Annotated in this window: 25 protein-coding genes and 3 tRNA genes; 5 read left to right on the top strand and 23 right to left on the bottom strand. The window is 72.5% G+C overall.

The genetic code is table 11. From position 1 onward, the window contains the following. Positions 1-19: 19 nt before the first annotated feature. The 9 genes from AB0M97_RS07535 to AB0M97_RS07495 form a co-directional block, all read right to left on the bottom strand. Entirely contained in the window at positions 20-1,075 is a 1,056-nt protein-coding gene (locus AB0M97_RS07535; RefSeq protein ID WP_365959807.1) for a UDP-N-acetylmuramate dehydrogenase, read from the bottom strand. An 88-nt stretch (positions 1,076-1,163) separates the two neighbouring features. After that, positions 1,164-1,544: a DUF3291 domain-containing protein gene (locus tag AB0M97_RS07530; RefSeq protein WP_365959805.1), complete on the bottom strand. Its 381-nt coding sequence runs from the start codon at positions 1,542-1,544 to the stop codon at positions 1,164-1,166. Between the two features lie 26 nt (positions 1,545-1,570). Further along, complete coding sequence (locus AB0M97_RS07525) at positions 1,571-3,010, bottom strand: MFS transporter (protein WP_365959804.1); 1,440 nt, start codon at positions 3,008-3,010, stop codon at positions 1,571-1,573. Between the two features lie 108 nt (positions 3,011-3,118). Further along, positions 3,119-3,694 carry a TetR/AcrR family transcriptional regulator gene (locus tag AB0M97_RS07520; protein WP_365959803.1) on the bottom strand — a complete coding sequence of 192 codons (576 nt, stop codon included), beginning with the start codon at positions 3,692-3,694 and terminating at the stop codon, positions 3,119-3,121. Between the two features lie 135 nt (positions 3,695-3,829). Beyond that, positions 3,830-4,258, bottom strand: coding sequence for a MaoC family dehydratase (locus tag AB0M97_RS07515; protein ID WP_365959923.1), 429 nt, complete (start codon positions 4,256-4,258; stop codon positions 3,830-3,832). An 8-nt stretch (positions 4,259-4,266) separates the two neighbouring features. Beyond that, positions 4,267-4,719 (bottom strand): MaoC family dehydratase N-terminal domain-containing protein, encoded by a 453-nt coding sequence (locus AB0M97_RS07510; RefSeq protein ID WP_365959802.1) that lies wholly within the window; start codon positions 4,717-4,719, stop codon positions 4,267-4,269. Between the two features lie 137 nt (positions 4,720-4,856). Beyond that, positions 4,857-5,021, bottom strand: a complete 165-nt coding sequence (gene rpmG / locus AB0M97_RS07505) for a 50S ribosomal protein L33 (RefSeq protein WP_003948671.1) — start codon at positions 5,019-5,021, stop codon at positions 4,857-4,859. Positions 5,022-5,109: 88 nt separating this feature from the next. Continuing rightward, positions 5,110-5,182: transfer RNA gene (locus AB0M97_RS07500), tRNA-Met, on the bottom strand. 46 nt (positions 5,183-5,228) lie between these two features. After that, a tRNA-Thr gene (locus tag AB0M97_RS07495) sits at positions 5,229-5,301 on the bottom strand. A 260-nt stretch (positions 5,302-5,561) separates the two neighbouring features. Between AB0M97_RS07495 and AB0M97_RS07490 the strand changes: the two genes are divergently transcribed. Next, complete coding sequence (locus AB0M97_RS07490; RefSeq protein ID WP_365959801.1) at positions 5,562-6,812, top strand: amidohydrolase family protein; 1,251 nt, start codon at positions 5,562-5,564, stop codon at positions 6,810-6,812. Positions 6,813-6,992: 180 nt separating this feature from the next. Continuing rightward, positions 6,993-7,649 (top strand): SDR family oxidoreductase, encoded by a 657-nt coding sequence (locus AB0M97_RS07485; RefSeq protein ID WP_365959799.1) that lies wholly within the window; start codon positions 6,993-6,995, stop codon positions 7,647-7,649. A 16-nt stretch (positions 7,650-7,665) separates the two neighbouring features. Here the strand turns inward: AB0M97_RS07485 and AB0M97_RS07480 are convergent, their stop codons facing one another. Beyond that, positions 7,666-7,878 (bottom strand): hypothetical protein, encoded by a 213-nt coding sequence (locus AB0M97_RS07480; RefSeq protein ID WP_365959798.1) that lies wholly within the window; start codon positions 7,876-7,878, stop codon positions 7,666-7,668. Between the two features lie 121 nt (positions 7,879-7,999). Then, positions 8,000-8,081, bottom strand: a tRNA-Tyr gene (locus tag AB0M97_RS07475). A 234-nt stretch (positions 8,082-8,315) separates the two neighbouring features. Here AB0M97_RS07475 and AB0M97_RS07470 point away from each other — a divergent pair. Further along, complete coding sequence (locus tag AB0M97_RS07470; protein WP_365959797.1) at positions 8,316-8,804, top strand: YajQ family cyclic di-GMP-binding protein; 489 nt, start codon at positions 8,316-8,318, stop codon at positions 8,802-8,804. Between the two features lie 67 nt (positions 8,805-8,871). Here AB0M97_RS07470 and AB0M97_RS07465 read toward each other — a convergent pair whose 3' ends face one another. Beyond that, positions 8,872-9,138: a GlsB/YeaQ/YmgE family stress response membrane protein gene (locus AB0M97_RS07465; protein ID WP_365959796.1), complete on the bottom strand. Its 267-nt coding sequence runs from the start codon at positions 9,136-9,138 to the stop codon at positions 8,872-8,874. Between the two features lie 166 nt (positions 9,139-9,304). Here AB0M97_RS07465 and AB0M97_RS07460 point away from each other — a divergent pair, with 166 nt between their 5' ends. Continuing rightward, the gene (locus AB0M97_RS07460) at positions 9,305-10,555 is read left to right on the top strand and encodes an APC family permease (protein ID WP_365959794.1); all 1,251 of its coding nucleotides are present in this window, start codon (positions 9,305-9,307) and stop codon (positions 10,553-10,555) included. Positions 10,556-10,593: 38 nt separating this feature from the next. On the opposite strand, the gene htpX is transcribed toward AB0M97_RS07460, so the two are convergent. The 11 genes from htpX to AB0M97_RS07405 form a co-directional block, all read right to left on the bottom strand. Continuing rightward, positions 10,594-11,454, bottom strand: coding sequence for a zinc metalloprotease HtpX (gene htpX, locus AB0M97_RS07455; RefSeq protein ID WP_365959793.1), 861 nt, complete (start codon positions 11,452-11,454; stop codon positions 10,594-10,596). Positions 11,455-11,763: 309 nt separating this feature from the next. Then, the gene (locus AB0M97_RS07450; RefSeq protein WP_365959792.1) at positions 11,764-13,287 is read right to left on the bottom strand and encodes an NADH-quinone oxidoreductase subunit N; all 1,524 of its coding nucleotides are present in this window, start codon (positions 13,285-13,287) and stop codon (positions 11,764-11,766) included. After that, on the bottom strand, positions 13,284-14,858 hold the full coding sequence (locus AB0M97_RS07445; RefSeq protein ID WP_365959791.1) for an NADH-quinone oxidoreductase subunit M: 1,575 nt from the start codon (positions 14,856-14,858) through the stop codon (positions 13,284-13,286). The genes AB0M97_RS07450 and AB0M97_RS07445 overlap by 4 nt, the downstream gene beginning before the upstream one ends. 6 nt (positions 14,859-14,864) lie before the next feature. After that, on the bottom strand, positions 14,865-16,859 hold the full coding sequence (locus AB0M97_RS07440; RefSeq protein WP_365959790.1) for an NADH-quinone oxidoreductase subunit L: 1,995 nt from the start codon (positions 16,857-16,859) through the stop codon (positions 14,865-14,867). Continuing rightward, on the bottom strand, positions 16,856-17,245 hold the full coding sequence (gene nuoK, locus AB0M97_RS07435; protein ID WP_365959789.1) for an NADH-quinone oxidoreductase subunit NuoK: 390 nt from the start codon (positions 17,243-17,245) through the stop codon (positions 16,856-16,858). Before nuoK ends, AB0M97_RS07440 begins: the two co-directional genes overlap by 4 nt. Further along, positions 17,245-17,871 carry an NADH-quinone oxidoreductase subunit J gene (locus tag AB0M97_RS07430; RefSeq protein WP_365959922.1) on the bottom strand — a complete coding sequence of 209 codons (627 nt, stop codon included), beginning with the start codon at positions 17,869-17,871 and terminating at the stop codon, positions 17,245-17,247. Before AB0M97_RS07430 ends, nuoK begins: the two co-directional genes overlap by 1 nt. A 101-nt stretch (positions 17,872-17,972) precedes the next feature. Further along, a complete protein-coding gene (locus tag AB0M97_RS07425) occupies positions 17,973-18,524 on the bottom strand; it encodes an NADH-quinone oxidoreductase subunit I (RefSeq protein ID WP_365959788.1) in 552 nt (183 codons plus the stop codon). A gap of 2 nt (positions 18,525-18,526) precedes the next feature. After that, positions 18,527-19,495: a complex I subunit 1 family protein gene (locus AB0M97_RS07420; protein ID WP_365959787.1), complete on the bottom strand. Its 969-nt coding sequence runs from the start codon at positions 19,493-19,495 to the stop codon at positions 18,527-18,529. Beyond that, complete coding sequence (locus AB0M97_RS07415; protein WP_365959786.1) at positions 19,492-20,808, bottom strand: NADH-quinone oxidoreductase subunit C; 1,317 nt, start codon at positions 20,806-20,808, stop codon at positions 19,492-19,494. The genes AB0M97_RS07420 and AB0M97_RS07415 overlap by 4 nt, the downstream gene beginning before the upstream one ends. Beyond that, positions 20,805-21,413, bottom strand: coding sequence for an NADH-quinone oxidoreductase subunit B family protein (locus AB0M97_RS07410; RefSeq protein WP_365959785.1), 609 nt, complete (start codon positions 21,411-21,413; stop codon positions 20,805-20,807). The genes AB0M97_RS07415 and AB0M97_RS07410 overlap by 4 nt, the downstream gene beginning before the upstream one ends. Continuing rightward, the gene (locus tag AB0M97_RS07405; RefSeq protein ID WP_365959921.1) at positions 21,404-21,739 is read right to left on the bottom strand and encodes an NADH-quinone oxidoreductase subunit A; all 336 of its coding nucleotides are present in this window, start codon (positions 21,737-21,739) and stop codon (positions 21,404-21,406) included. Before AB0M97_RS07405 ends, AB0M97_RS07410 begins: the two co-directional genes overlap by 10 nt. A 381-nt stretch (positions 21,740-22,120) precedes the next feature. On the opposite strand from AB0M97_RS07405, the gene AB0M97_RS07400 reads away from it, so the two are divergent. Next, positions 22,121-23,329: a sensor domain-containing protein gene (locus AB0M97_RS07400; protein WP_365959784.1), complete on the top strand. Its 1,209-nt coding sequence runs from the start codon at positions 22,121-22,123 to the stop codon at positions 23,327-23,329. Positions 23,330-23,427 lie beyond the last annotated feature (98 nt).

The raw sequence follows: 23,427 nt of genomic DNA, 5'->3' as shown, positions 1-23,427 counted from the left end.
GGCCGCCGCGTGAGGTGAGTCAGAGGCTCACGCCGACCATCACCGGCTCGTTGACCAGCGTGATCCCGAAGGCCTCGCGGACGCCGGCCACCACGTCGCGGGCCAGCGCCAGCAGGTCCTCCGTCGTGGCCCCGCCGCGGTTGGTGAGCGCGAGCGTGTGCTTGGTGGAGATGCGGGCGGGGCCGCTGCCGTAGCCCTTGGTGAAGCCCGCCTTGTCGATGAGCCAGGCCGCGGAGGTCTTCGTCCGCCCCTCCCCCGCCGGGTAGGCGGGCGGTTCCGCGTCGGCGCCGAGGCGCTCCTTCACGCGCGCGTGGAACGCGGCGAACTGCTCCGCCGTGAGGATCGGGTTGGTGAAGAAGGACCCGGCCGACCAGGTGTCGTGGTCCTCGGGGTCGAGGACCATGCCCTTGCCGGCGCGCAGCTTCAGGACCGTTTCGCGGGCCGCGGCCAGCGGTACGCGCCCGCCCGGTTCGACGCCGAGGGCGCGGGCCGTCTCCGCGTACCTGATCGGACCGGACAGGCCGTCCGCGTCCTCCAGCGCGAAGCGGACGCGCAGCACCACGTACCGCTCGGGGTCGGCCTTGAAGCGGCTGTGGCGGTAGGAGAAGTCGCACTCCTCGTTCCCCAGGGTGACCGTCTCGCCCGTCCTGCGGTCGTAGGCGATCACCTCGGTGATGGTGGAGGAGACCTCCTGGCCGTACGCCCCCACGTTCTGGATGGGGGTCGCGCCCGCCGAGCCCGGGATGCCCGAGAGGCATTCGACGCCGGCGAGTCCGGCCTCGACGGTGCGGGCGACGGCGTCGGTCCACACCTCTCCGGCGGCCAGCTCCAGGCTCGTGCCGTCGAGTGCGAAGCCCTTGGTGGCGATGACGAGCGCGGTGCCCTCGAAGCCCTTGTCGCCGATGACCAGGTTCGACCCGCCGCCGATGATCAGCAGCGGCGTGCCGGCGGTGTCGGCGTCGCGGACGGCGGCGATCACCTCGGCATCGGTCGTGGCGGTGACCAGCCGGGTCACGGGGCCGCCCAGCCGGAAGGTGGTCAGCGGGGCGAGGGAGGCGTCGTGGAGTTCCTGCACGGGCTCAAGACTACGAGACGGCACCGACAGTCCCGGCACGCGTGCGTACGGCCCCGCCCCCCGCAGCGGGGCCGTACGCGCGTGTGCGTCACGCGAGGCGGCGGATCGCGTCGTCCCAGTCGGGCGGCAGGTCGTCGCCGGTGGCCTGCCAGCCGGCGAACCGCGCGTCGCGCATCAGGCCGGACAGCTTCCGGGACGCCGGGGAGTGGGCTCCGGACCGGGCGAAGTCCTTGAGCGCCGCGGGCGACTCCCAGGCGGACAGCGTCCAGAACGTCCTGCGCAGCGGCTTCGCCCTGAGGGTCGCCCCGTACGCGCCGGGTGCCCGGCTCACCTGCCGCCACACGGCCGGTGTGCCCGCGAGGAACCTCAGCGCTCCCCACAGGGTGCGGGTCTCGAAACGGGAGGCGAACACGTGGACCTCGGCGCCGTGCGGTGCCGGGTGCGGGACGGTCCAGGGAAGGGTGGGCATGGTTCCTCCGTCTTCGTGCTGGTGGGTCAGTGGACGGCCGGTTCCGGCAGGCGTTGCGGCTCCTCCCGCATCGCCGCCCGTGCCGCGCTCCGCCTGGTGGGGATGAGCAGCGCGGCACCGCCGGCGAGGGCGACGACCGCGGAGCCGGTGACCAGCGCGGGTCGCAGCCCGTCCACGAAGGCCTGGCCGGATTCGTAGCCGCCCCGTGCCGCGAAGATCGACGCCATGACGGCGATGCCGAGCGCGCCGCCCACCTCGCGCAGCGCGTTGTTGGCGCCGGAGGCGATGCCCTGTTCCTTGGCGCGGACGCTGGACATCACGAGGCTGGAGGCGGGCGCGAAGAACAGGGCCATGCCGACGCCGCTGATGACGAGACCGGGCAGCTGGACGGCGTAGGAGGCGTCGGCGGTGGCCACCAGGGCCAGCTGGCCGAGGCCCGCGGCCTGGAGGAACAGCCCGGCGGCGACGACCGGCCGCCCGCCGATGCGGTCGGAGAGGATGCCCGCGACGGGGGCGACGAGCATCGGCATGCCGGTCCAGGGCAGCATGCGCAGTCCGGCCTCGGTGGGCGAGTAGCCGAGGACGCCCTGCATGTACTGGCTGAGCAGGAAGATCGAGCCGAACATGCCGAGGAACATCAGCAGGCTCGCCGCGTTGATGCCCGCGAAGGCCCGGGAGCGGAACAGCCGCATCGGCAGCATGGGGTTGGCGGCGCGGCTGCTGTAGAGGACGAACCCGGCGAGCAGCGCCGCCCCGGCGAACAGCCCGGTCATGACCACCGGCCCGGTCCAGCCGTCGACCGGGCCGCGCACCAGGCCGTAGACGAGCCCGAAGAGGCCGCCGCTGGCGAGCAGGGTGCCGGGCAGGTCGAGCGGGGCGCCGGTGCCGTAGGACTCGCTGAGGCGGAGCCGGGCGAGCGGCAGCAGGGCCAGCCCCAGCGGAACGTTCAGCCAGAAGATCCACTGCCAGGAGATGTGCTCGGTGAGGCTGCCGCCGACCAGCGGCCCGGAGGCCACGGCGAGCCCGTTCACCGCGCCCCAGATGCCGTACGCCATGCCGCGCCGGTCCGCCGGGACGGCCGCCGTCAGCAGGGTGAGCGTCAGCGGCATCATGACGGCCGCGCCGACGCCCTGCACCGCGCGGGCGGCGATGAGGGAGTCGATGCCGGGGGCCATGGCCGCGGCGGCGGAGGCCGCGGTGAAGACGGTGATCCCGGCGATGAAGAGGCGTCGGCGGCCGAAGCGGTCGCCGAGGGCGGCACCGAACATGAGCAGGACCGCGAAGGTGAGCGTGTAGGCGCTGACGGTCCATTCGAGGTCGTGCAGCGCCCCGCCGAGGTCCTCGCGGATCGAGGGCAGGGCGGTGGTGACGACGAGGTTGTCGAGTGCCGCCATGAATCCGGCGACACTGGTGATGGCGAGGGCCCAGGCGGTCCCTCCGCGGCCTTGCGGCGTGCGCTGTGACATCTCTCCCCAAGGAGTGCTTGCCAGGTTTGATTAGTTATTGATGACTAACTTCCGCGGGCATGAGGAGACCGACATCTCCGCCGCCACCTGAGGGTCCCGCGGCAACCGCTACGGCGACCCTTCGACCTCCTGCTGCGCCCGGGACGAGAGGTCGAGCCCTTCCCACACCCGGTGCCCCGGCGGGAACCCCATGGCGGACAGGGTGTTGATGAGCATCCCGTACGCCATGAAGGTCGTGGTCTCGCCGGCGTCGGCCCCGAGGGGCAGGTGCACGCTGTCCCAGAGTTCCATCCAGCCCTTGCGGACCATCTCGCCGAACTCGTGGTCCCCCGACGCCTCGGCGACCGCGACCGCGAGGAAGGTCTGCAGTTGCATGCGCAGCCGCTCGGGCTGTTCGGAGATCAGCCGCGTGTACGCCTCCCCCATGGCGTGGTGGGCTTCCTCGCCCTGCTTGCCCCGGGCGGCTTCCTCGAACACCCGCCGCATGTCCCGCATGCAGCGCTCGGTCGCCGCCAGGAAGATCGCCTTCTTGCCCGGGAAGAGCCGGAAGAGATACGGCTGCGAGACACCCACCCGCTTGGCGATCGCCTCGGTGGAGGTGCCGTGATAGCCGTTCTGCGCGAATTCCGAGATCGCCGCGCGGATGACGCTTTCACGCCTCTCTTCTGCGCTCATCCTGACCATGAAGAGAAAGTTAGTACTCAATCACTAACCGAGTCAAGGGGTGACGGCCGGGCCGCCTCGGCACGCGCGGGGCGTCGGTGACGACACGCGTAAGGGGCGCCCTCCCAGGAGGACGCCCCTTACACACAGTGACGATCAGGCGAGCCGTACGACCGCCCGGGACATGCCCAGCACCTTCTGGCCGTCGCTGGTGGCCGTCAGGTCGACGCGGACCGTGTTGTCGTCCAGCTTGGCCGCGACCTTGCCGGTGACCTCGATCACGGCGCCCTTGTCGTCGTTCGGGACGACGACGGGCCTGGTGAAGCGGACGCCGTACTCGACGACCGCGCCCGGGTCGCCGGTCCAGTCGGTGACGACGCGGATCGCCTCGGCCATGGTGAACATGCCGTGCGCGATGACGTCCGGCAGGCCGACCTCTTTGGCGAACTTCTCGTTCCAGTGGATCGGGTTGAAGTCACCCGAGGCGCCCGCGTACCGGACGAGCGTCTCGCGCGTCACGGGGAAGGACTGGGCGGGCAGTTCGGTGCCGACCTCGACGTCGGCGTACGCGATCTTCGCCGTCATGGTGGTGCTCACGCCCCCTCGGCCGCACGCGCGACCAGCTTCGTCCAGGTGGTCACGACGTGCTCCCCGGCCTCGTCGTGGACCTCGCCGCGGATGTCCAGGATGTCGTTGCCCGCCATCGACTTGACCGCATCGATGATCGAGGTGACCGTCAGCCGGTCACCGGCCCGCACCGGCCGGGTGTACGCGAACTTCTGGTCGCCGTGCACCACCCGGCTGTAGTCGAGTCCCAGCTGCGGGTCCTGCACGACCCGCTCCGCGGCCTTGAACGTGATCGCGAACACAAAGGTCGGCGGAGCGATCACGTCGGGGTGACCGAGCGCCCGGGCGGCCTCCCGGTCCGTGTACGCAGGGCCGGCGTCACCCACCGCCTCCGCGAACTCACGGATCTTCTCCCGGCCCACCTCGTAGGGCTCGGTGGGCGGATACGTCCGCCCCACGAAGGACTGGTCGAGCGCCATGGCTCGGCACCTCCTGCTGTCTGCTCTGGTTGACCTGCGCGGGTGTCCGCAGCCGGCCGAACCGACCGGTAACCGGGACCGAGAACGACGCGAGGCCGCCCCCCGACTGCGGGGGCGGCCTCGTGTACGAGCCTGTTTTATCGCGTTTCGCGGTGCGCGGTGTGCGCGTTGCAACGCGGGCAGTGCTTCTTCATCTCAAGACGGTCCGGGTTGTTACGCCGGTTCTTCTTGGTGATGTAGTTCCGCTCCTTGCACTCCACGCAGGCCAGCGTGATCTTCGGGCGGACGTCGGTGGCAGCCACGTGAGTGCTCCTTGACGAACGGATTGACTGTATTAACGCAAGAAGAGTAGCCGATCGAAGGACCGACCCCGCAATCGGCTACTGAGAGTAGCGGTGACCGGACTTGAACCGGTGACACAGCGATTATGAGCCGCTTGCTCTACCGACTGAGCTACACCGCTTGGATGCGATCGGGCCCCGCCTCACGGCGGGAACCTTTCACACCAGAGCCCCAATACGGAATCGAACCGTAGACCTTCTCCTTACCATGGAGACGCTCTGCCGACTGAGCTATTGGGGCGAGCGATGAAGACATTACACGGTCGGCAGCGGTTCGCCCAAATCCGTTTCGGGCCTTCCGCCGCCCCCACCCCGACCGGCCTCCCGCGCACCTCAACTGTCCCTGCCGCACCGGTTTCCGGCGGCACCGGACGGCGGGCCACGCCGGTACGACTATTGCCCTCCTGCGCGCCGTGGCCGGGTCGCCGTCCTAGGCTCGACCCACTCTGCGTGATCTTGCGTCCTCCCCCTCTGCGCAGCCCCCCGAGATCCAGGAGCGCGATGCCCGACAGCCAGCCGCAGCCGCCTCACTCGTCGTCCTCGCCGGATCCGGTCGAACCGGCCTCGCTCCTGCTGTGCGGGGCGCGGCTGACCGACGGCCGGACCGTGGACGTACGGCTCGGCGGCGGGCGCATCGAGGCGGTCGGCACGGCGGGCAGCCTGTCGCAGGGCGGCACGCGCGGCACGCGGGTGGACCTCGGCGGCCATCTCCTCCTGCCGGCCCCGGCCGAGCCGCACGCCCACGGCGACACCGCGCTCACGGCCGCCGCGGACGGCCCGGTGTCGTACGACGCCAAGGTCGTGCAGCGCCGCGCCACGGAGGCGGTGCTGCTGCAACTCGGCCACGGGGCGACGGCGGTACGGGCACACGTGCGCGTGGGCGACGTCCAGGGGCTCGGCGCGGTCGGCGCCGTCCAGCGGGCCGGGCGGGCGCTGCGCGGGCTGGCCGAGCTGACGACGGTCGCGGTCCCCCGGGTGCTGACCGGGGTGGCGGGGGCCGACGGGCTGGCGATGCTGCGGGACGCCGTGAAGATGGGCGCGTCCGTGGTGGGCGGCTGCCCCGACCTGGACCCCGACCCGACCGGTTACGTCGAGGCCGTCCTGGAGGTCGCCTCCGAGCACGGCTGCCCCGTCGACCTGCACACCGACGCCGACGACCCGGCCCGCATCGCCCGGCTCGCGGCGATGGCGGGCGGACTGCGCCCCGGCGTGACGCTCGGCCCGTGCGCCGGCCTGAGTCGCCTGCCCTCCGACCTGGCCGCCCGTACGGCCGACCAGCTCGCGGCGGCGGGCGTGACGGTGGTGTGCCTGCCACAGGGCGGCTGCGCGTGCGCCGACCTGCGCGACGCGACGCCGGTACGGCTGCTGCGGGCGGCCGGGGTGCGCGTCGCCGCCGGGAGCGGCGCCCTGCGGGACGTGTCCAACCCGGTGGGCCGGGGGGACCCACTGGAGGCGGCGTACCTGCTGGCCTCACGGTACGGGCTGCGCCCCGAGGAGGCGTACGACGCGGTCAGTTCGTCGGCGCGGGCGGTACTGGGCCTACCCGAGGTCCGGGTGGAGGCGGGCTTCCCGGCGGAACTGCTGGCGGTACGCGGCGAGAACCTGGCGGGCGCGCTGTCACTGGCGTACAGCCGCATTGTGGTGCACCGGGGGCGCGTGGTGGCACGGACCAGCGCGGTGCGGGAGTACGGCAACTCGCCGGGATCACCGGAGCTGGGGCTGCCGCGGCAGGGGCGGGGGGAGGTTTCGTAGGGGGAAGCCGTGCGGCGGGGGCGGGCGGAGTCTTACGGCGGGGTGGGATGGGGGCGGAGCCGTGCGGCGGGCGGGGCGGGTGGAGCCGTAGGGGCGACGGGCGGGGCGGGTCGTACGTCGGGGCGGGATTGGGGCGGAGCCGTGCGGCGGGCGGGGCGGTGCGGGCGTACGGTCGGAGGCATGCGCATTGTCATCGCTGGTGGTCATGGTCAGATCGCGCTGCGGCTGGAGCGGTTGCTCGCCGCGCGCGGGGACGAGGTGGCGGGCATCATCCGCAAGCCGGAACAGGCCGACGATCTGCGGCAGGCGGGAGCCGAGCCGGTCGTGCTCGACCTGGAGTCGGCGTCGGTGGAGGAGGTCGCCGAGCGGCTGCGGGGCGCGGACGCGGCGGTGTTCGCGGCGGGCGCGGGACCGGGCAGCGGGGCGGCCCGCAAGGACACGGTGGACAAGGGCGCGGCGGTCCTCTTCGCGGACGCGGCGGTCCGGGCGGGTGTGGGACGCCTCGTCGTGCTGTCGTCCATGGGGGCCGACCCGAAGCACGAGGGCCGGGAGATCTTCGACGTGTACCTGCGGGCCAAGGGCGAGGCCGACGCGCACGTCCAGCGCCTGAAGGGCATCGACTGGACGATCCTGCGCCCGGGTTCGCTGACGGACGAGGCGGGGACCGGGCTCGTACGGCTGGAGGCGCACACGGGCCGGGGCCCGGTGCCGCGCGACGACGTGGCCGCCGTACTCGCGGAGCTGGTGGAGTCGTCGTCGACGGCAGGTCTCACGCTGGAGCTGATCGGCGGTTCGACACCGGTGTCGGTGGCGGTGAAGTCGGTGGCGGGAAACTGAGGCCGGCGCCCGGCGCCTAGAAGAGGGGCAGCTGTCCGGGAAAGTCCGGGACGGCATACCCGTCCAACGTCGGCTGGGACGCTCCGAGTCGGGCCGGCCGCCGGGAACCGGGACAGGAGACGAGCTCCCCGTGCTCACGAGCCCGGGGAGGATCGTGCCGCGCGAACCGCCCACCGACGACGGCGATCTCACGACGGCACTCGGGGCAGGGTCTGCGTGGGGTGGACATGGGGTCAGTGTGCCCTGGTCCACGGGGGCCCTCACGGACGGCGTTCCGCGCAACGGCCCGCACAACGAGGAGACCCCCTCCGTGCTGCGTTTCCGCAGTTCGGAGGGGGTCTCCTCAAGTGTGGCGGCGCCAGGATTCGAACCTGGGAAGGCTGAGCCGGCAGATTTACAGTCTGCTCCCTTTGGCCGCTCGGGCACACCGCCGGGGTTGCTGCCCTTCGAACCGTCTTTCGGCGGCGCTCCGTGGCAACGACGTAAACAATACCCGATGCGGAGGGGTGCTTCGCCACCCGATTGATCTGCGTCCGGAGGGCCGTGGGTGGCTAGTCTTGTGCGGATGCGGCCCGGGTCCCCACCGGGTCCGGCGGCCACCCCACGTACGCCGGTCCGTGCCCGGTACGCATCCGATACGCACCCCGATACAAGGAGCCACAGGACATGGCCGACTCCAGTTTCGACATCGTCTCGAAGGTCGAGCGGCAGGAGGTCGACAACGCCCTCAACCAGGCCGCCAAGGAGATCTCGCAGCGCTACGACTTCAAGGGCGTGGGTGCCTCGATCTCGTGGTCCGGGGAGAAGATCCTCATGGAGGCGAACTCCGAGGACCGGGTGAAGGCTGTCCTCGACGTCTTCCAGTCCAAGCTGGTCAAGCGCGGCATCTCGCTGAAGGCGCTGGACGCCGGTGCGCCCCAGCTCTCCGGCAAGGAGTACAAGATCTTCGCCTCCATCGAGGAGGGCATCTCCCAGGAGAACGCGAAGAAGGTGGCGAAGATCATCCGCGACGAGGGCCCCAAGGGCGTGAAGGCCCAGGTGCAGGGCGACGAGCTGCGGGTCAGCTCCAAGAGCCGTGACGACCTGCAGGCCGTCATCTCGCTGCTGAAGGGCAAGGACTTCGACTTCGCGCTGCAGTTCGTGAACTACCGGTGAGGTGAGGCGACGGGTGGGCGCCCTCCGGTCCTGGGGCCCACCCCTTCCTGCCGCGCGCCCTCGCGCGTCAGTCGCGTGAGTGGCCGAACAGCAGGCGGTATCCGATCAGTAGGACCAGCGCGCCGCCGATCGCCGCCGCCCAGGTCGTGCCGTCGTAGAAGTCCTTGGTGATCGGGTGGTCCAGCCAGCGGGCCGATATCCAGCCGCCGATGAACGCGCCCGCGATGCCGATCACGGTCGTGCCGACGAGCCCGCCCGGGTCGCGGCCCGGCAGCAGGAACTTGGCGATCGCTCCCGCCAGCAGCCCCAGGATGATCCAGCTGATGAACGTCATGCCGTGACCCTGCCCTTTCCCGCTGCGCCGAAGCCGTACCCCCGGTGTGATGCTGCTCCGGTCGGGGCCCGCCCGGGCGTCGTTCATGCCGTGCTGGTGGAGAGGACGTCCGCGCGGCACCCGGTGGTTGCGTGGACGGGTGTGGTGGGTCAGTAGGGTGCGGGCCATGACTGCCACCGGTCCTGAACTGCGGCGCACACTCGGCGTGACGGACGCCGTCGTCATCGGGCTCGGCTCGATGATCGGCGCCGGCGTCTTCGCCGCCCTGGCCCCCGCCGCGCGCGCCGCCGGTTCGGGGCTGCTCCTCGGGCTCGCGGCCGCCGCCGTCGTCGCCTACTGCAACGCCTCCTCGTCGGCGCGGCTGGCCGCCCGGTACCCGGCCTCGGGCGGCACGTACGTGTACGGGCGGGAGCGGCTCGGGGAGTTCTGGGGATATCTAGCGGGCTGGGCCTTCGTCGTCGGGAAGACGGCGTCCTGCGCGGCGATGGCGCTCACGGTCGGCGTGTACGTCTGGCCGGGGCAGGCGCATGCCGTCGCCGTCGCGGCCGTGGTCGCGCTGACCGCGGTGAACTACGGCGGCGTCCAGAAGTCCGCCCGGCTGACGCGGGTGATCGTGGCCGTGGTGCTGGCGGTTCTCGCTGCCGTCGTGGTCGTGTGCCTGGGGTCCGGGGAGTCGGGCGCCGGGCGGCTGGACGTGGGGGTCTCCGGGGGCGTCGGCGGGGTGCTCCAGGCGGGTGGCCTGCTGTTCTTCGCTTTCGCCGGGTACGCGCGTATCGCCACGCTCGGCGAGGAGGTGCGGGACCCGGCGCGGACGATTCCGCGCGCCGTCCCGCTGGCCCTGGGCATCACGCTCTTCGTGTACGCGTGCGTGGCGGTGGCCGTGCTGTCCGTGCTGGGGCCGGGCGGCCTCGCCGAGACGTCCGCTCCGCTGGCCGACGCGGTGCGCGCGGCCGGGGTGCCGGAACTCGCGCCGGTGGTGCGCGCGGGCGCCGCCGTGGCCGCGCTGGGCTCGCTGCTCGCCCTGATCCTGGGCGTGTCGCGTACGACGCTGGCGATGGCCCGGGACCGGCATCTGCCCGCCCCGCTCGCGGCCGTCCACCCGCGCTTCCAGGTGCCGCACCGGGCGGAGTCGGCCGTGGGCGTCGTGGTCGCCGTGCTGGCCGCCACGGTGGATCTGCGCGGCGCGATCGGGTTCTCCTCCTTCGGCGTGCTGGCGTACTACGCCGTGGCCAACGCGTCGGCCTGGACGCTCGATCCGGCCCCTGCGGCGCGCCTGACGCCCGCCGTGGGCCTCGTCGGCTGCGCCGTACTCGCCTTCGCGCTGCCGGTGACGTCCGTGACCGCGGGCGCGGGCGTGCTGGCCGTCGGCGCGGCGGCGTACGGGGTACGGCGGTGGAGGACGGGCTCGGGTGCGTGACGTCGGCGGGGGCGGGCGGGGTCACGCACGCGCCGGGGTCAGCGAGGCCCCGCCATTCTCTCGAGCCGGGCGATGCGTTCGGCCATGGGCGGGTGGGTGGAGAACATCTTCGAAAGGCCCTGGCCGGGGCGGAAGGGGTTGGCGATCATCATGTGGCTCGCCGTCTCGATGCGGGGCTCGGGCGGCAGGGGGAGCTGCTTCGTGCCCGCTTCCAGCTTGCGCAGGGCGCTGGCGAGGGCGAGCGGGTCGCCGGTGAGCTGGGAGCCGGCGGCGTCGGCCTCGTACTCGCGGGAGCGGCTGATGGCGAGCTGGATGAGGGTGGCGGCGAGCGGGCCCAGGATCATGATCAGCAGCATGCCGAGCAGGCCGGGGCCGTCGTCGTCGTCCGAGCGGCCGATCGGGATGAGCCAGGCGAAGTTGACCAGGAACATGATCACGGAGGCCAGGGCGCCGGCCACTGAGGAGATCAGGATGTCGCGGTTGTAGACGTGGCTCAGCTCGTGCCCTATGACGCCGCGCAGCTCGCGCTCGTCCAGCAGGCGGAGGATGCCGTCGGTGCAGCACACCGCCGCGTTGCGGGGGTTGCGGCCCGTGGCGAAGGCGTTCGGCGCTTCTGTCGGGGAGATGTACAGGCGGGGCATGGGCTGGCGGGCCTGCGTGGACAGCTCGCGGACCATGCGGTAGAGCGCGGGGGCCTCGAATTCGCTCACCGGGCGGGCACGCATCGCGCGCAGTGCCAGCTTGTCGCTGTTCCAGTACGCGTAGGCGTTGGTGCCCAGGGCGACGAGGACGGCGACGACGAGCCCGGCACGGCCGAAGAAGCCGCCGATGACGATGATGAGTGCGGACAGTCCCCCGAGGAGTACTGCGGTCCTGAGCCCGTTGTGCCGGCGGTGCACGGTACGCCCTCCAAGTGGTGCGGCAGGGGAACCCTTTGCTGGTCGATGCTGCTCTGCCTGTGTGTGACACCACTGGTGCCGTGGTGTCCCGTCCAGTGGACCCTTCCGTACTGGTCAACGCCAGGCAGGGGCCGCCAGTTCCCTGGTGCGCGCGGTGGCGCGTGTCGGCCGCCCGGGTGAGGGAAGGCCGCGCCGCACGCGCGCGTGGCGGCCGGGCATCCCACGCGCGCGCGCAGGTGCACGTTCGGGCATGCGTGCGGGAGCGCTAGCGGGCCGCCGGCCCGGGCCGCCGCGTGCCCCGGGCGCGGTCTAGAAGAGGCCGGTGTCCGCGAAGCGCAGGACCAGCTGGGGCGCGCCGGACAGGGCGACGCCGAGCACGGCGGTGACGGCGAGCGCGGCCGTGAGCGGGGCGGGCACGTGGTGCCGTACGGCTTCGCCCTCGGGGGCGCGGAACAGCAGGGCCGTCCACTGGAGGTAGTAGAACAGCGCGACGACGACGTTGACGGCCATGACGACGGCGAGCCAGCCGAGGCCGGCGTCGACGGCGGCCGAGAAGACGGCGACCTTGGCGAACAGGCCGATGATGCCCGGCGGGAGTCCTGCGAGGCAGAGCAGGAAGAACGCCAGCAGGAGCGCGGCCACGGGGTTCGTGGCGTACAGGCCGCGGTAGTCGGTGAGGCGGTTGAGGGTCCGCGTACGGCCGACCAGGGCGGCCACCGTGAAGGCGCCGAGGTTCACGGCGGCGTACATGAGGGCGTAGGCGACGGTGGAGCCGATGGAGCGTTCGGCGTCGTCGGAGTACGCGGCGGCGGCGACCGGCACCAGGAGGTAGCCGGCCTGTCCGACGGACGACCAGGCGAGCAGGCGTACGGCGCTGTACGCGCGTGTGGCCTGCTGGCGCAGGGCGCCCGCGTTGCCGACGGTCATGGTGAGCGCGGCGAGCGCGGCCATGGCCGGGCCCCAGACGTCGGCGTACGACGGGAGGGCGACGACGGTGACGAGGATCAGGCCGGTGAAACCGACGGCCTTGCCGACGACGGACAGGTAGGCCGCGATCGGCAGGGGGGCGCCGGCGTAGGTGTCGGGAACCCAGAAGTGGAAGGGGACGGCTGCCGTCTTGAAGGCGAAGCCGACGAGGGTGAGGACGACACCGGTCTGGGCGAGGGTGTGGAGCTGTCCGTCGACGTCCTGGATGCGCTGGGCGATCTCGGTGAGGTGGAGGGTGCCGGTGGTGGCGTAGACGAAGCTGATGCCCATGAGGCTGACCGCGGTGGCGGTGACCGAGGACAGGAAGAACTTCAGGGCCGCCTCGGAGGACCTGCGGTCGCCGTGCCGCAGGCCGACGAGGGCGAACGCGGGCAGGGAGGCGACTTCCAGGGCGACGACCAGGGTGGCGAGGTCGCGGGAGGCGGGCAGCAGGGCGGCGCCGGCGGCGCTGGACAGCAGCAGGAACCAGAACTCGCCCTCGGGGAGCCGCTTGGCGTCGTCCTTGAGGGTGGTGACGGACAGCAGGGCGGCGAGGAGGGCGCCGCCGAGCACCAGGAACTGGATGGTCAGCGTGAAGCGGTCGGCGGTGTAGCTGCACACGCCGGGGTCGCCGGTCAGGCAGAAGGTGCTGCGGTCGCCGTCCAGGAGGGGCAGCAGCAGGGCGGTGGAGGCGGCGAGTCCGGTGACGGACGCCCAGCCGAGGACGGCCTTGCGGGCGTCGGGCACGAACAGGTCGGCGACGAGGACGGCGAGTCCGACGACCGCCGCGAGGGTGGGCGGGGCGATGGCGAGCCAGTCGACGGACTGGACCACCGACGCGGCCAGGGGCTGGGCCAGGGAGCTCATCGGGTGCCTCCTGCGAGGAGCTGCTGCACGGCCGGGTCGGACAGGCCGAGGAGGGCCTTGGGCCACAGGCCCGCGACGACGGTGAGGGCGACGAGCGGCGTCCAGGCCGCGAACTCGTACCCCCGGACGTCGGCGAGGCGTGGCGCGTCCTGGGGAACGGCGCCCATGCAGACGCGGCGGACCACGACGAGCAGGTACGCGGCCGTCAGCAGCGTGCCGAACGCGCCGATCGCCATGAAGGTGAGGAAGGCGGGGCGGCTGAGGCCGGCGGCGGGTTGGAACGCGCCGAACAGGGCCAGCATCTCGCCCCAGAACCCGGCGAGTCCGGGCAGGCCGAGGGAGGCGACGGCGCCGAACGCGAGCAGGCCGCCCAGGCGCGGGGCCCGGCCGTACAGCGCGGCGCCGGTCTGCTGGGCCAGGTGGTCGAGGTCGGTGCTGCCGGTGCGGTCCTTCAGGGCGCCGACCAGGAAGAACAGCAGGCCGGTGATGAGGCCGTGGGCGATGTTGGCGAACAGGGCGCCGTTCACGCCGGTGGGTGTCATGGTGGCGATGCCGAGCAGGACGAAGCCCATGTGGCCGACGGATGAGTAGGCGATGAGGCGCTTGAGGTCGCCCTTGGCGCCGCGCCGGGCGAGGGCGAGGCAGGCCAGCGAGCCGTAGATGATGCCGACGACGGCGAAGGCGGCGAGGTACGGCGCGAAGGTGCGGAAGCCGTCGGGTGCCACGGGGAGCAGGATCCGGACGAATCCGTACGTGCCCATCTTCAGCAGGACACCGGCGAGGAGGACCGAGCCGACGGTCGGGGCGGCGGTGTGGGCGTCGGGCAGCCAGCTGTGCAGCGGCCACATCGGCGTCTTCACGGCGAGCCCGATCCCGATCGCCAGAACGGCGATGACCTGCACGGAGGTGGTGAGCGACCGGCCGTTGTCAGTGGCGAGTGCGACCATGTCGAAGGTGCCCGCCCTGAGACCGACCAGGAGCAGGCCGAGCAGCATGACGACCGAGCCGAGCAGCGTGTACAGGATGAATTTCCAGGCGGCCCCGGTCCGGCCCTCGCCGCCCCAGCGGGCGATGAGGAAGTACATCGGGATCAGGACCATCTCGAAGGCGAGGAAGAACAGCAGCAGGTCGAGGACGGCGAAGGTGGCGAGGGTGCCGGACTCCAGGACGAGCAGCAGGGCGACGAAGGCCTTCGGGGCCGGGCCCGCGGGCATGTGGAAGTACGAGTAGAGCGCGCAGAGGAAGGTCAGCAGCGCGGTCAGGACGAGCAGGGGGAGGGAAATGCCGTCGATGCCGAGGTGGATGCGCACGTCGAGCGCGGGGATCCAGCTGATGTCCGTACTGGCCTGCATCTTCGACGGCTGGTCGTGGTCGAAGCCGAGCGCGAGCACGACCGCCGCGAGGAGGACGGCGCCGGTGACGGTGACGCCGTGCCGCAGCACGGCCTGTCGGGGTGACTTCCCCTTCAGCCCGGGCGGGGCGGGCAGGAGAGCGGCGGCGGCCCCGAGGAGCGGGCCGACGACGACGAACGCGAGAAGGAACTGCATCACGGACTCGTTGATATCGATCACGCCTGCTCACGCTCCCGTGGCGACGAGGACGACGGCCACCGCGAGGACGACGGTGCCGGCGAGCAGCGCGCTCACATAGGTCTGCACATTGCCGGTCTGGGCGTGGCGTACGGCGGTGCCGAGCCAGCGGGGCAGGACGCCCGCGCCGCGTACGTAGGCGTCGACGACCTCCCGGTCGAGGAACCTGACGAGGCTCGCGGCGCCGCGCACCGGGCGGACGAACAGGGCCGTGTACGCGGCGTCCAGGTGGAAGCCGCCGGCCGCGTGCCGGTGCAGCGGGCCGAGCAGCAGCCGGCCCGGGTCCGCCGGGTCGGGTGCGGACGCCACGTCGCCGTAGGCGGGGGTGTGGCTGGTGATGGCCTCGGCCTCGACCTGCGCGGCGTCGCCCTCGGGGTGGGCGGCGACGGCGCCCATCGGGACGCGGGGAGCGAGCGCGGTGGTGTGCCGCCAGGCGGCGTAGGTGACGAGGCCGCCGGCGAGGGCCACGCCCGTGCCGAGCACGGAGGTGGTCGGGGTCGGGGTCAGGTCGGCGCCGTCGAACCAGTCGGGCAGCAGGCGGAAGGTGAGCCCGCCGAAGGCGAGGGACGGCACGGCGAGCACCCACAGCACGGCGGTCATCGGTACGGGCTGCCTGCCGTGGTCGGGGGCCTCGGCGCCCCGGCCGCGGAAGGCCAGCAGCCACAGCCGCGTCGCGTAGGCGGCGGTGAGCAGGGCCGTGACCAGGCCGGCGACGAGGACGGTCCAGCCGGCTGCCCCGGGGGCGTGTTCGGTGTGGCCGGTCAGGACGTGCTCGGCGGCGCGCAGCACGGACTCCTTGGAGAAGAAGCCGCTGAACGGCGGGATCGCGGCCAGCGCGAGCAGCGCCACGGTCATCGTCCAGTAGGCGTCCGGGACGCGGGCGCGCAGGTTCCGCATGCGGGACATAGCGGCCAGCGAGTTGGTGCCGGCGGCGTGGATGATCGCGCCGGCGGCGAGGAACAGCAGCGCCTTGAAGGCGCCGTGGGACAGGAGGTGGAAGACGGCGGCACCGCGGTCGCCGACGGCGAGGGCGCCGGTCATGTAGCCGAGCTGACCGATCGTCGAGTAGGCGAGGACGCGCTTGATGTCGTCCTGGGCGAGCGCGGCGAGCGCCGAGCCGATCATCGTGACGGCCGCCATGACGGCCAGGACCACCATCGCGGCCCGCGAGGCCTCGAACAGCGGGAGGAGACGTGCGACGAAGTAGACACCGGCGGCGACCATCGTCGCGGCGTGGATCAGCGCGGAGACGGGCGTGGGACCCGCCATCGCGTCGGGGAGCCAGGTGTGCAGCGGGAACTGCGCCGACTTGCCCGCCACACCGGCCAGGAGCAGCAGGGCGATCGGCGTCGGGTGGTCGAGCCCGCCGCTCGCGACGGCGCCGAGGACCTTCGTCACGCGGAACGACCCGGCGTCGGTGGCCAGCGCGAACAGGCCGATGAGGAAGGGGACGTCGCCGAGCTTGGTCACCAGGAAGGCCTTCAGCGAGGCGGCGCGCGCCTCGGGGGTCTCCCAGTAGTGGCCGACCAGGAAGTACGAGCAGATGCCCATGACCTCCCAGCCGACCAGCAGCACCATCAGGTCACCGGAGTAGACGACGAGCAGCATCGCGGAGGTGAACAGAGAGACGAGCGCGGCGTACGAGGGGTAGCGCGGGTCGTCGCGCAGGTAGCCGGTGGAGTAGATCTGCACGCAGGTGGCGACGAGGCCGACCAGGACGGCGACGAGAGCGGCGAAGCCGTCGATGTGCAGGGCGAGTTCGACGGGGACGGAGCCGGTGGGCGTGAGCTCGGTGGCGGCGTCGACGGCCCGGCCGCCGTCCTGGCGCACGGCGACCAGCACGGCGAGCACCAGGGCGGTGAGCGTCGGCAGGACGGCGAGCGGGCGGACGAAGCCGGGTGCCGTGCGGCCCAGCAGCAGCCCGGCGGCGGCGCCGAGGAACGGAAGGAGGGGGACGAGGACGGCGAGGGTGGTGGTGGTCACGCGGTGGCCTCGGCCTTCTCGGCCGGGCCGGCCGTGAGGGCGTCGCGGTCGGGTCCGTCGGCGTCGCGGGGCTCGGCGGTGTCGCGGAGCTTGTCGATGTCCGCGGTGCCGCGGTTGCGGTGGACGGCGAGGACGATCGCCAGGCCGATGCCGATCTCGGCGGCGGCGATGGCGATGGTGAACAGGGTCAGGGCCTGGCCGGAGTGCAGGGTCTCCTCGGCGGCCTTGCTGAGCCAGACGTCGAAGGCGACCAGGTTGAGGTTGACGGCGTTGAGCATCAGCTCGACCGACATCAGGACCAGGATCGCGTTGCGACGGGCGAGGACGCCGTACAGGCCGGTGCAGAACAGCAGGACGGACAGCACGGCGGGATAGGCGAGGTGCATCAGCGGCCCCCTTCCTTCTCGCTGCGGCTGCCCGGGGGGTTCTGGGCGTCCGTCTTCTCGCTGCGGCCGGCCGGGGTGTCCCGGGTGTCCGCCTTGGCCTTGCGGGACAGGACGATCGCGCCGACCAGGGCGGCGAGGAGGAGGACGGAGAGGGCCTCGAAGGGGAGGACCCAGTGCTGGAAGAGGCTCTCGCCGGTGACCCGGGTCGTGCCCTGGGCCTCGCCGTCCAGGTCGATCCAGGTGGTGCGGAAGGCGTCGGCGACGACCCAGAGCAGGGCGGCAGCGGCGGCGACGGCCACGGTGAGGGCGGCCCAGCGGTTCCCGGAGTCGGCGTCCGGGGAGCGGCCGATGGGGGCCCGGGTGAGCATCAGGCCGAACAGGAGGAGGACGACGACGGAACCGACGTAGATGAGGACCTGCACCCAGGCGATGAATTCGGCGGTGAGCAGCAGGTATTCGACGGCGAGGCCGCCGAGGGTCACCACCAGCCACAGGGCGGCGTGCACGAGCTGCCGGGTGGTGACGGTGACGATCGCCGCGCCGAGGGTGACCAGGCCGACGAGGAGGAAGGCGATCTCGACGCCGGTCGGGGAGAGGAAGCCGTGGGCTTCGGCGGCGGTGACCAGGGCTCCGGGCGTGGCATTCCGGGCGCCGGATGCCGCGGTCAGCGCGTCGGATGCGGTGATCAGCGCGTCGGATGCGGTGGTCGGCGTGCCGGGCAGGAGGCTCATGCGTCTTCCTCCTGGGGCTCGGCCTGCGCGGCGGCGAGTTTCTCGGCCGTCTTGCGGGCGGCGGCGATCTCCTTGGGTTCCTCGGCGCCGGGGTCGAGGGCGGGCGGGGCCGGCACGGTCCACATCCACTCGCGGAGCTTGTCGCGCTCGTGGGTGAGGTCGCGGATGTCGGTCTCGGCGTACTCGAACTCCGGGGACCAGAACAGGGCGTCGAAGGGGCAGACCTCGATGCAGATACCGCAGTACATGCAGAGGGAGAAGTCGATGGCGAAGCGGTCGAGGACGTTGCGGCTGCGTTCGCGTCCGCCGGGGGCGGCGGCGGGGATCGTCTCCTTGTGGGAGTCGATGTAGATGCACCAGTCGGGGCACTCACGGGCACACAGCATGCAGACCGTGCAGTTCTCCTCGAACAGGCCGATCACGCCGCGGGTGCGGGGCGGGAGGTCGGGCTGGACGTCGGGGTACTGCTCGGTGACGGTCTTCCTCGTCATCGTGCGGAGGGTGACGGCCAGGCCCTTGGCCAGCCCGGAGCCGGGGATGCGGGACATGGTTACCGGATCACCACCTTGACGATGCCGGTGAGGGCGATCTGGGCGAGGGAGAGGGGGACGAGGACGGTCCAGGACAGCTTCTGGAGCTGGTCCTCGCGCAGGCGGGGGTAGGTGACGCGCAGCCAGATCACGACGAAGGCGAGGACCGCGGTCTTCAGCAGCGTCCACACCCAGCCGAGGCCGTCGGCGCCCCAGGGGCCGTGCCAGCCGCCCAGGAAGAGGACGGTGGTCAGGCCGCACAGCACGACGATCCCGGCGTACTCGGCGAGGAGGAACAGGGCGAAGCGGAGGCCGGTGTACTCGGTGTACGCGCCGAAGATGATCTCCGAGTCGGCGACGGGCATGTCGAACGGGGGGCGCTGGAGTTCGGCGAGGCCGGCGATGAAGAAGACGATCGCGCCGACGATCTGCCAGGGCAGCCACCACCACTCGAAGGCGTCGAGGATGCCGACCAGGGAGACCGTGCCGGCCGCCATGGCGACGGAGGCGGCGGTGAGCAGCATCGGCAGTTCGTACGCCAGGAGCTGGGCGGCGGTGCGCAGGCCGCCCAGCAGGGAGAACTTGTTGGCGGACGCCCAGCCTGCCATCAGCGAGCCGAGGACGCCGACGCCCATGACCGCCAGGACGAAGAAGATGCCCGCGTCGACGACCTCGCCGACCGCGCCCTCGCCGGGGCCGATGGGGATCGCGAGCAGGACGAGGAGGTACGGGAGCAGGGCGACGGCGGGGGCGAGCTGGAAGATGCGGCGGTCCGCGCCGGCCGGGACCACGTCCTCCTTCTGCGCGAACTTCACGCCGTCGGCGACGAGCTGGGCCCAGCCGTGGAAGCCGCCCGCGTACATGGGGCCGAGGCGGCCCTGCATGTGCGCCATCACCTTGTGCTCGGTCTGGCCTACGAGCAGGGGGAAGGCGAGGAAGACGACGAAGACGGCGAGGAGTCGCAGGGCGACGTCGAGAGCGTCGTTCACTGCGGGCCTCCTGTGGGGGGTTCGGGGTCGTCAGGGTCTTCGGGGGTCGGAGCGGTGTTGGCCTCCGGCTCCTTCGTCGGCTCGGGCTTGGCCGTCGGCTCGGGCTTGGCCGTCGGCTCAGGCTCCGCTGTCGGTTCGGGCTTGGCAGTCGCTTCGGGCTTGGCCGTCGGCTCGGGCTCGGCTGTCGGTTCGGGCTCCGCTGTCGGTTCGGGCTTGGCAGTCGGCTCGGGCTTGGCAGTCGGCTCAGGCTCGGCTGTCGGCTCAGGCTCGGCTGTCGGCTCGGGCTCGGCTGTCGGCTCGGGCTCGGCTGTCGGCTCGGCGTCCGTTGCCTCGAAGGCGGGGCGGGCGTGGTGCCACGGGGCGTCGGGGCTGCGCGGGGCGGCCTTCCGGGCCGGGGTTTCGGCGGGCGGGGTCTCGACGGGCGGGGTCTCGGCCGACGGCGTGACGGCCGCGGCGTCCGTGCGTTGGGACGCCGAGCCCTCCGCCGCGCTGCGTGCCCGGCGCGGTGCGGCAGCCGGGGTTTCCGTGGCGGCAGGCTCCTGCGCCGGCGTCTGGCCGGCCGAGCCCTGGGACGCCGTACGGGTGCGGCGCGGTGCGGGGGCCGGGGCTTCCGTGGCCGGGGTCGCCGGGGTTTCCGGCGTGGTCTGGCCGGCCGAGCCCCCGCTCGCGGTGCGGGTGCGCCGGGGCGGGCGGTCGGCCGCCGTGCGGGCGGTGCCGCGGGCCGGGCGGGCCGGGGCCGGGGGGAGCCGGCCCTTCAGGGGACCCCATTCGTTCGGGTCGGGGACGCCCGGCGGGAGCATCTGGCGGCGTTTGGGGCCGCCGTGTTCCGACTCGCCGGGTTCCTTGGCGCCGGGCCAGGCCTTGGCGACGCGGGCGGCCAGGACGAAGTCCTTGCGGAGGGGGTGGCCCTCGAAGCCGTCCGGGAGGAGGAGGTGGTTCAGGGCGGGGTGGCCCTCGAAGGTGATGCCGAACATCTCGTGCGTCTCGCGCTCGTGCCAGCCCGCGCCCGCGTACACGCCGCCGGCGGTCGGCAGGGTCGGCGCCTCGTGCGGGACGGTCGTGCGCAGCAGCAGGCGCCGTACCGGGGAGAGGGCGACGACGTGGGCGGCGACGCGGAAGCCGGTGCCGGGTTCGTCGACCGCGCTGAGCCAGTCGAAGTAGGTGCAGCCGAGCCGGTCGCGGGCGGTCTCCAGGGCGGGGATCCACGCGGCCGGGGGGACGTCGACGGTCAGGACGTCGTACGCCTCCTCGGCGGTGGCGTCCGGGCCGAAGAGGTCCTCGATGTCGGCGGGCAGCCAGCCGGCCGTCGTCATCGGGTCTCCCCCTCCCGCGCGGCGTCGGCCGTGCTGGGCGGCTTGACCAAGTCGCTGGTGAGGGCGGCGGCGGACGGGCGGGGCGCCGAGCCGTACCGCTCGCCCAGCGACTCGCGCGCGATCTTCTCCTGGAGCTTGAGGATGCCCTGGAGGAGCGCCTCGGGGCGCGGCGGGCAGCCGGGGACGTAGACGTCGACGGGGATGATCTGGTCGACGCCCTTGGTGACCGAGTACGAGTCCCAGTACGGGCCGCCGCAGTTGGAGCAGGCGCCGAAGGAGATGACGTACTTCGGCTCGGGCATCTGCTCGTACAGGCGCTTCACGGCCGGGGCCATCTTGTCCGTGACCGTGCCGGAGACGACCATCAGGTCGGCCTGGCGCGGGCCCGGCGCGAAGGGGATCACGCCGAGGCGGATGAAGTCGTGGCGGGCCATGGACGCGGCGATGAACTCGATGGCGCAGCAGGCGAGCCCGAAGTTGAAGACCCAGAGCGAGTAGCGGCGTCCCCAGTTGAGGACGACCTTCATCGGTTCGGGGGCGAGGCGCGCGAGGGTGCCAAGGCGCTTCGGTTCGGGCAGCATCACGCGTTCGGGGTTCACGTCCATGTCAGGACGCCCTTCTTGTATGCGTACAGCAGGCCCACGGCGAGGAAGCCGAGGAAGACGAACATCTCCACGAGGGTGGTGGCGCCGTAGCCGTCGGCGGCGAAGACGGTTGCCCAGGGGAACAGGAAGATCGAGTCGACCGCGAAAATCACGTACAGAAAAGCGTAGACGTAGTAGCGGACCTGGGTGTGGGCCCAGCCCTCGCCGACGGGGTCGACGCCGCACTCGTACGTCAGGAGTTTCTCGGGGGTCGGGACGACGGGGCGCAGCAGGCGGCCCGCGCCGAAGGCGACCGCGACGAAGAGCACGCCGAGGACGGCGAGCAGTCCGACGACCGAGTACGACTGGAAGTAGTCCGCCGCGACGAGCGTGGTGCCGACGGCGGTCGCGTCGGCGGCGGTCGCGTCGGTGACGGCGGTCGTGCCGGCGGCTGCCGCATGGACGACGGTCGGTTCGAGCACGTCCGTCCCTCGCTCCCTGTTCCTCGAGCGCCAGTCGGGCGCCAGTGGCTGTCCCGGCGGGTGTCCCCGTGGCTGCCGCTGTTCGGCGATCTGTACGCACGGGAGTCTAGGCCCTGCTAAGGAGACCGTAAGCAGCCCGTCGGGCGTCGGCGCGTGCGGGTGGGCGCGGGGTGGGGTTTTCCCCAGGGGCCGGTCGCCGGTGCACCTCATGGCGCGGGGCGCCCGTCGCCGGGCACGCTGGCCGGTATGACCGAACGTCTCCCGTCTTCGAGCCCGGCCAGGGGCGGCACCGTCGCGCCGCTGCCGCCGGCGCGTTTCGCCTACGACCGGCACACCTGGAAGGAGATCGCGCATCTCCTGGCGAACCTGCCGCTGGCGGTGTTCGGCTTCGTCTACGTCATGACGGTGCTGTTCACGAGCCTCTGGCTGACCGTCACGGTGATCGGGTTCCCGCTGCTGGCAGCCGGTCTGATGGGCGCCCGGCAGCTCGGAAAGCTGGAGCGGGCGCGGGCCCGGGCGCTGCTCGGGGTGCGGGTGGACGAGCCGAGCCCGCTGCCGCTGCGCCGCCGCGGCAGGAACGACGGCGGGGTCTTCGCGCAGCTGTGGATGGCGCTGAAGGACCCGGTGGGCTGGCGGACGGTGCTGTACGACGTCATCCGGTTGCCGTGGGGTGTGGTCACCTTCGTGATCACGCTGGTGTCGTTGTTCGTGCTGTGGCCGGTGCTGCCGTACATCGCGCGGGGTCTGGCGAACGCGGACCGGGCGATGGTGCGCGGGCTGCTGTCGCCGTCGGACGAGCTGGAGCGGCGCATCGCCGAGCTGGAGTCGGACCGGGGTGTCGTGGTGGACACGGCGGCGGCTGACCTGCGGCGCATCGAGCGGGATCTGCACGACGGGGCGCAGGCCCGGCTGGTCAACCTCGCGATGGGCCTCGGCCTGGCCAAGGAGAAGCTGCTGGAGGGCCAGGCGGACGAGCACGTGGCGGCGATGGTCGAGGAGGCGCACGGCGAGGTGAAGCTGGCGCTCCAGGAGCTGCGGGATCTGGCCCGCGGCATTCATCCGGCGGTGCTCACCGACCGGGGTCTGGATGCCGCGTTGTCGGCGGTGGCGTCGCGCTGCACGGTGCCGGTGAAGGTGACGGTGGACCTGACCGCCCGGCCGGTCGCGGCCATCGAGGGCATCGCCTACTTCACCGTCTCGGAGCTGCTGCAGAACGTCAGCAAGCACAGCGGGGCGCGGTCGGCGACGGTCGACGTGTGGCGTGCGGACGACCGGCTGTTGATCCAGGTCCGGGACGACGGGCGCGGGGGCGCGCGGCTGGACGGCGGTACGGGGATGCGAGGGCTCGCGGACCGGCTGGGCGCGGTGGACGGCCTGTTCGTCGTGGACTCGCCGGAGGGCGGCCCGACGAGCGTCACGGCGGAACTGCCCTGGCGGGACCGGGATGGGGGATAGGGCGCGGGGCCCGCGGCCGGGGTGGTGGGCGGGGCCGCGAACGGGGGGTGGGGAAAACCCCCCTGCCAAGACGCCGACGGACTCCATGGTCCGCCGAC

The organism is Streptomyces sp. NPDC051207, from assembly GCF_040682395.1.
Classification (GTDB): Bacteria; Actinomycetota; Actinomycetes; order Streptomycetales; family Streptomycetaceae; genus Streptomyces.
The sequence above is the reverse complement of the archived record's forward strand: the minus strand, read 5'-3'. Positions and strand labels throughout refer to the sequence as shown.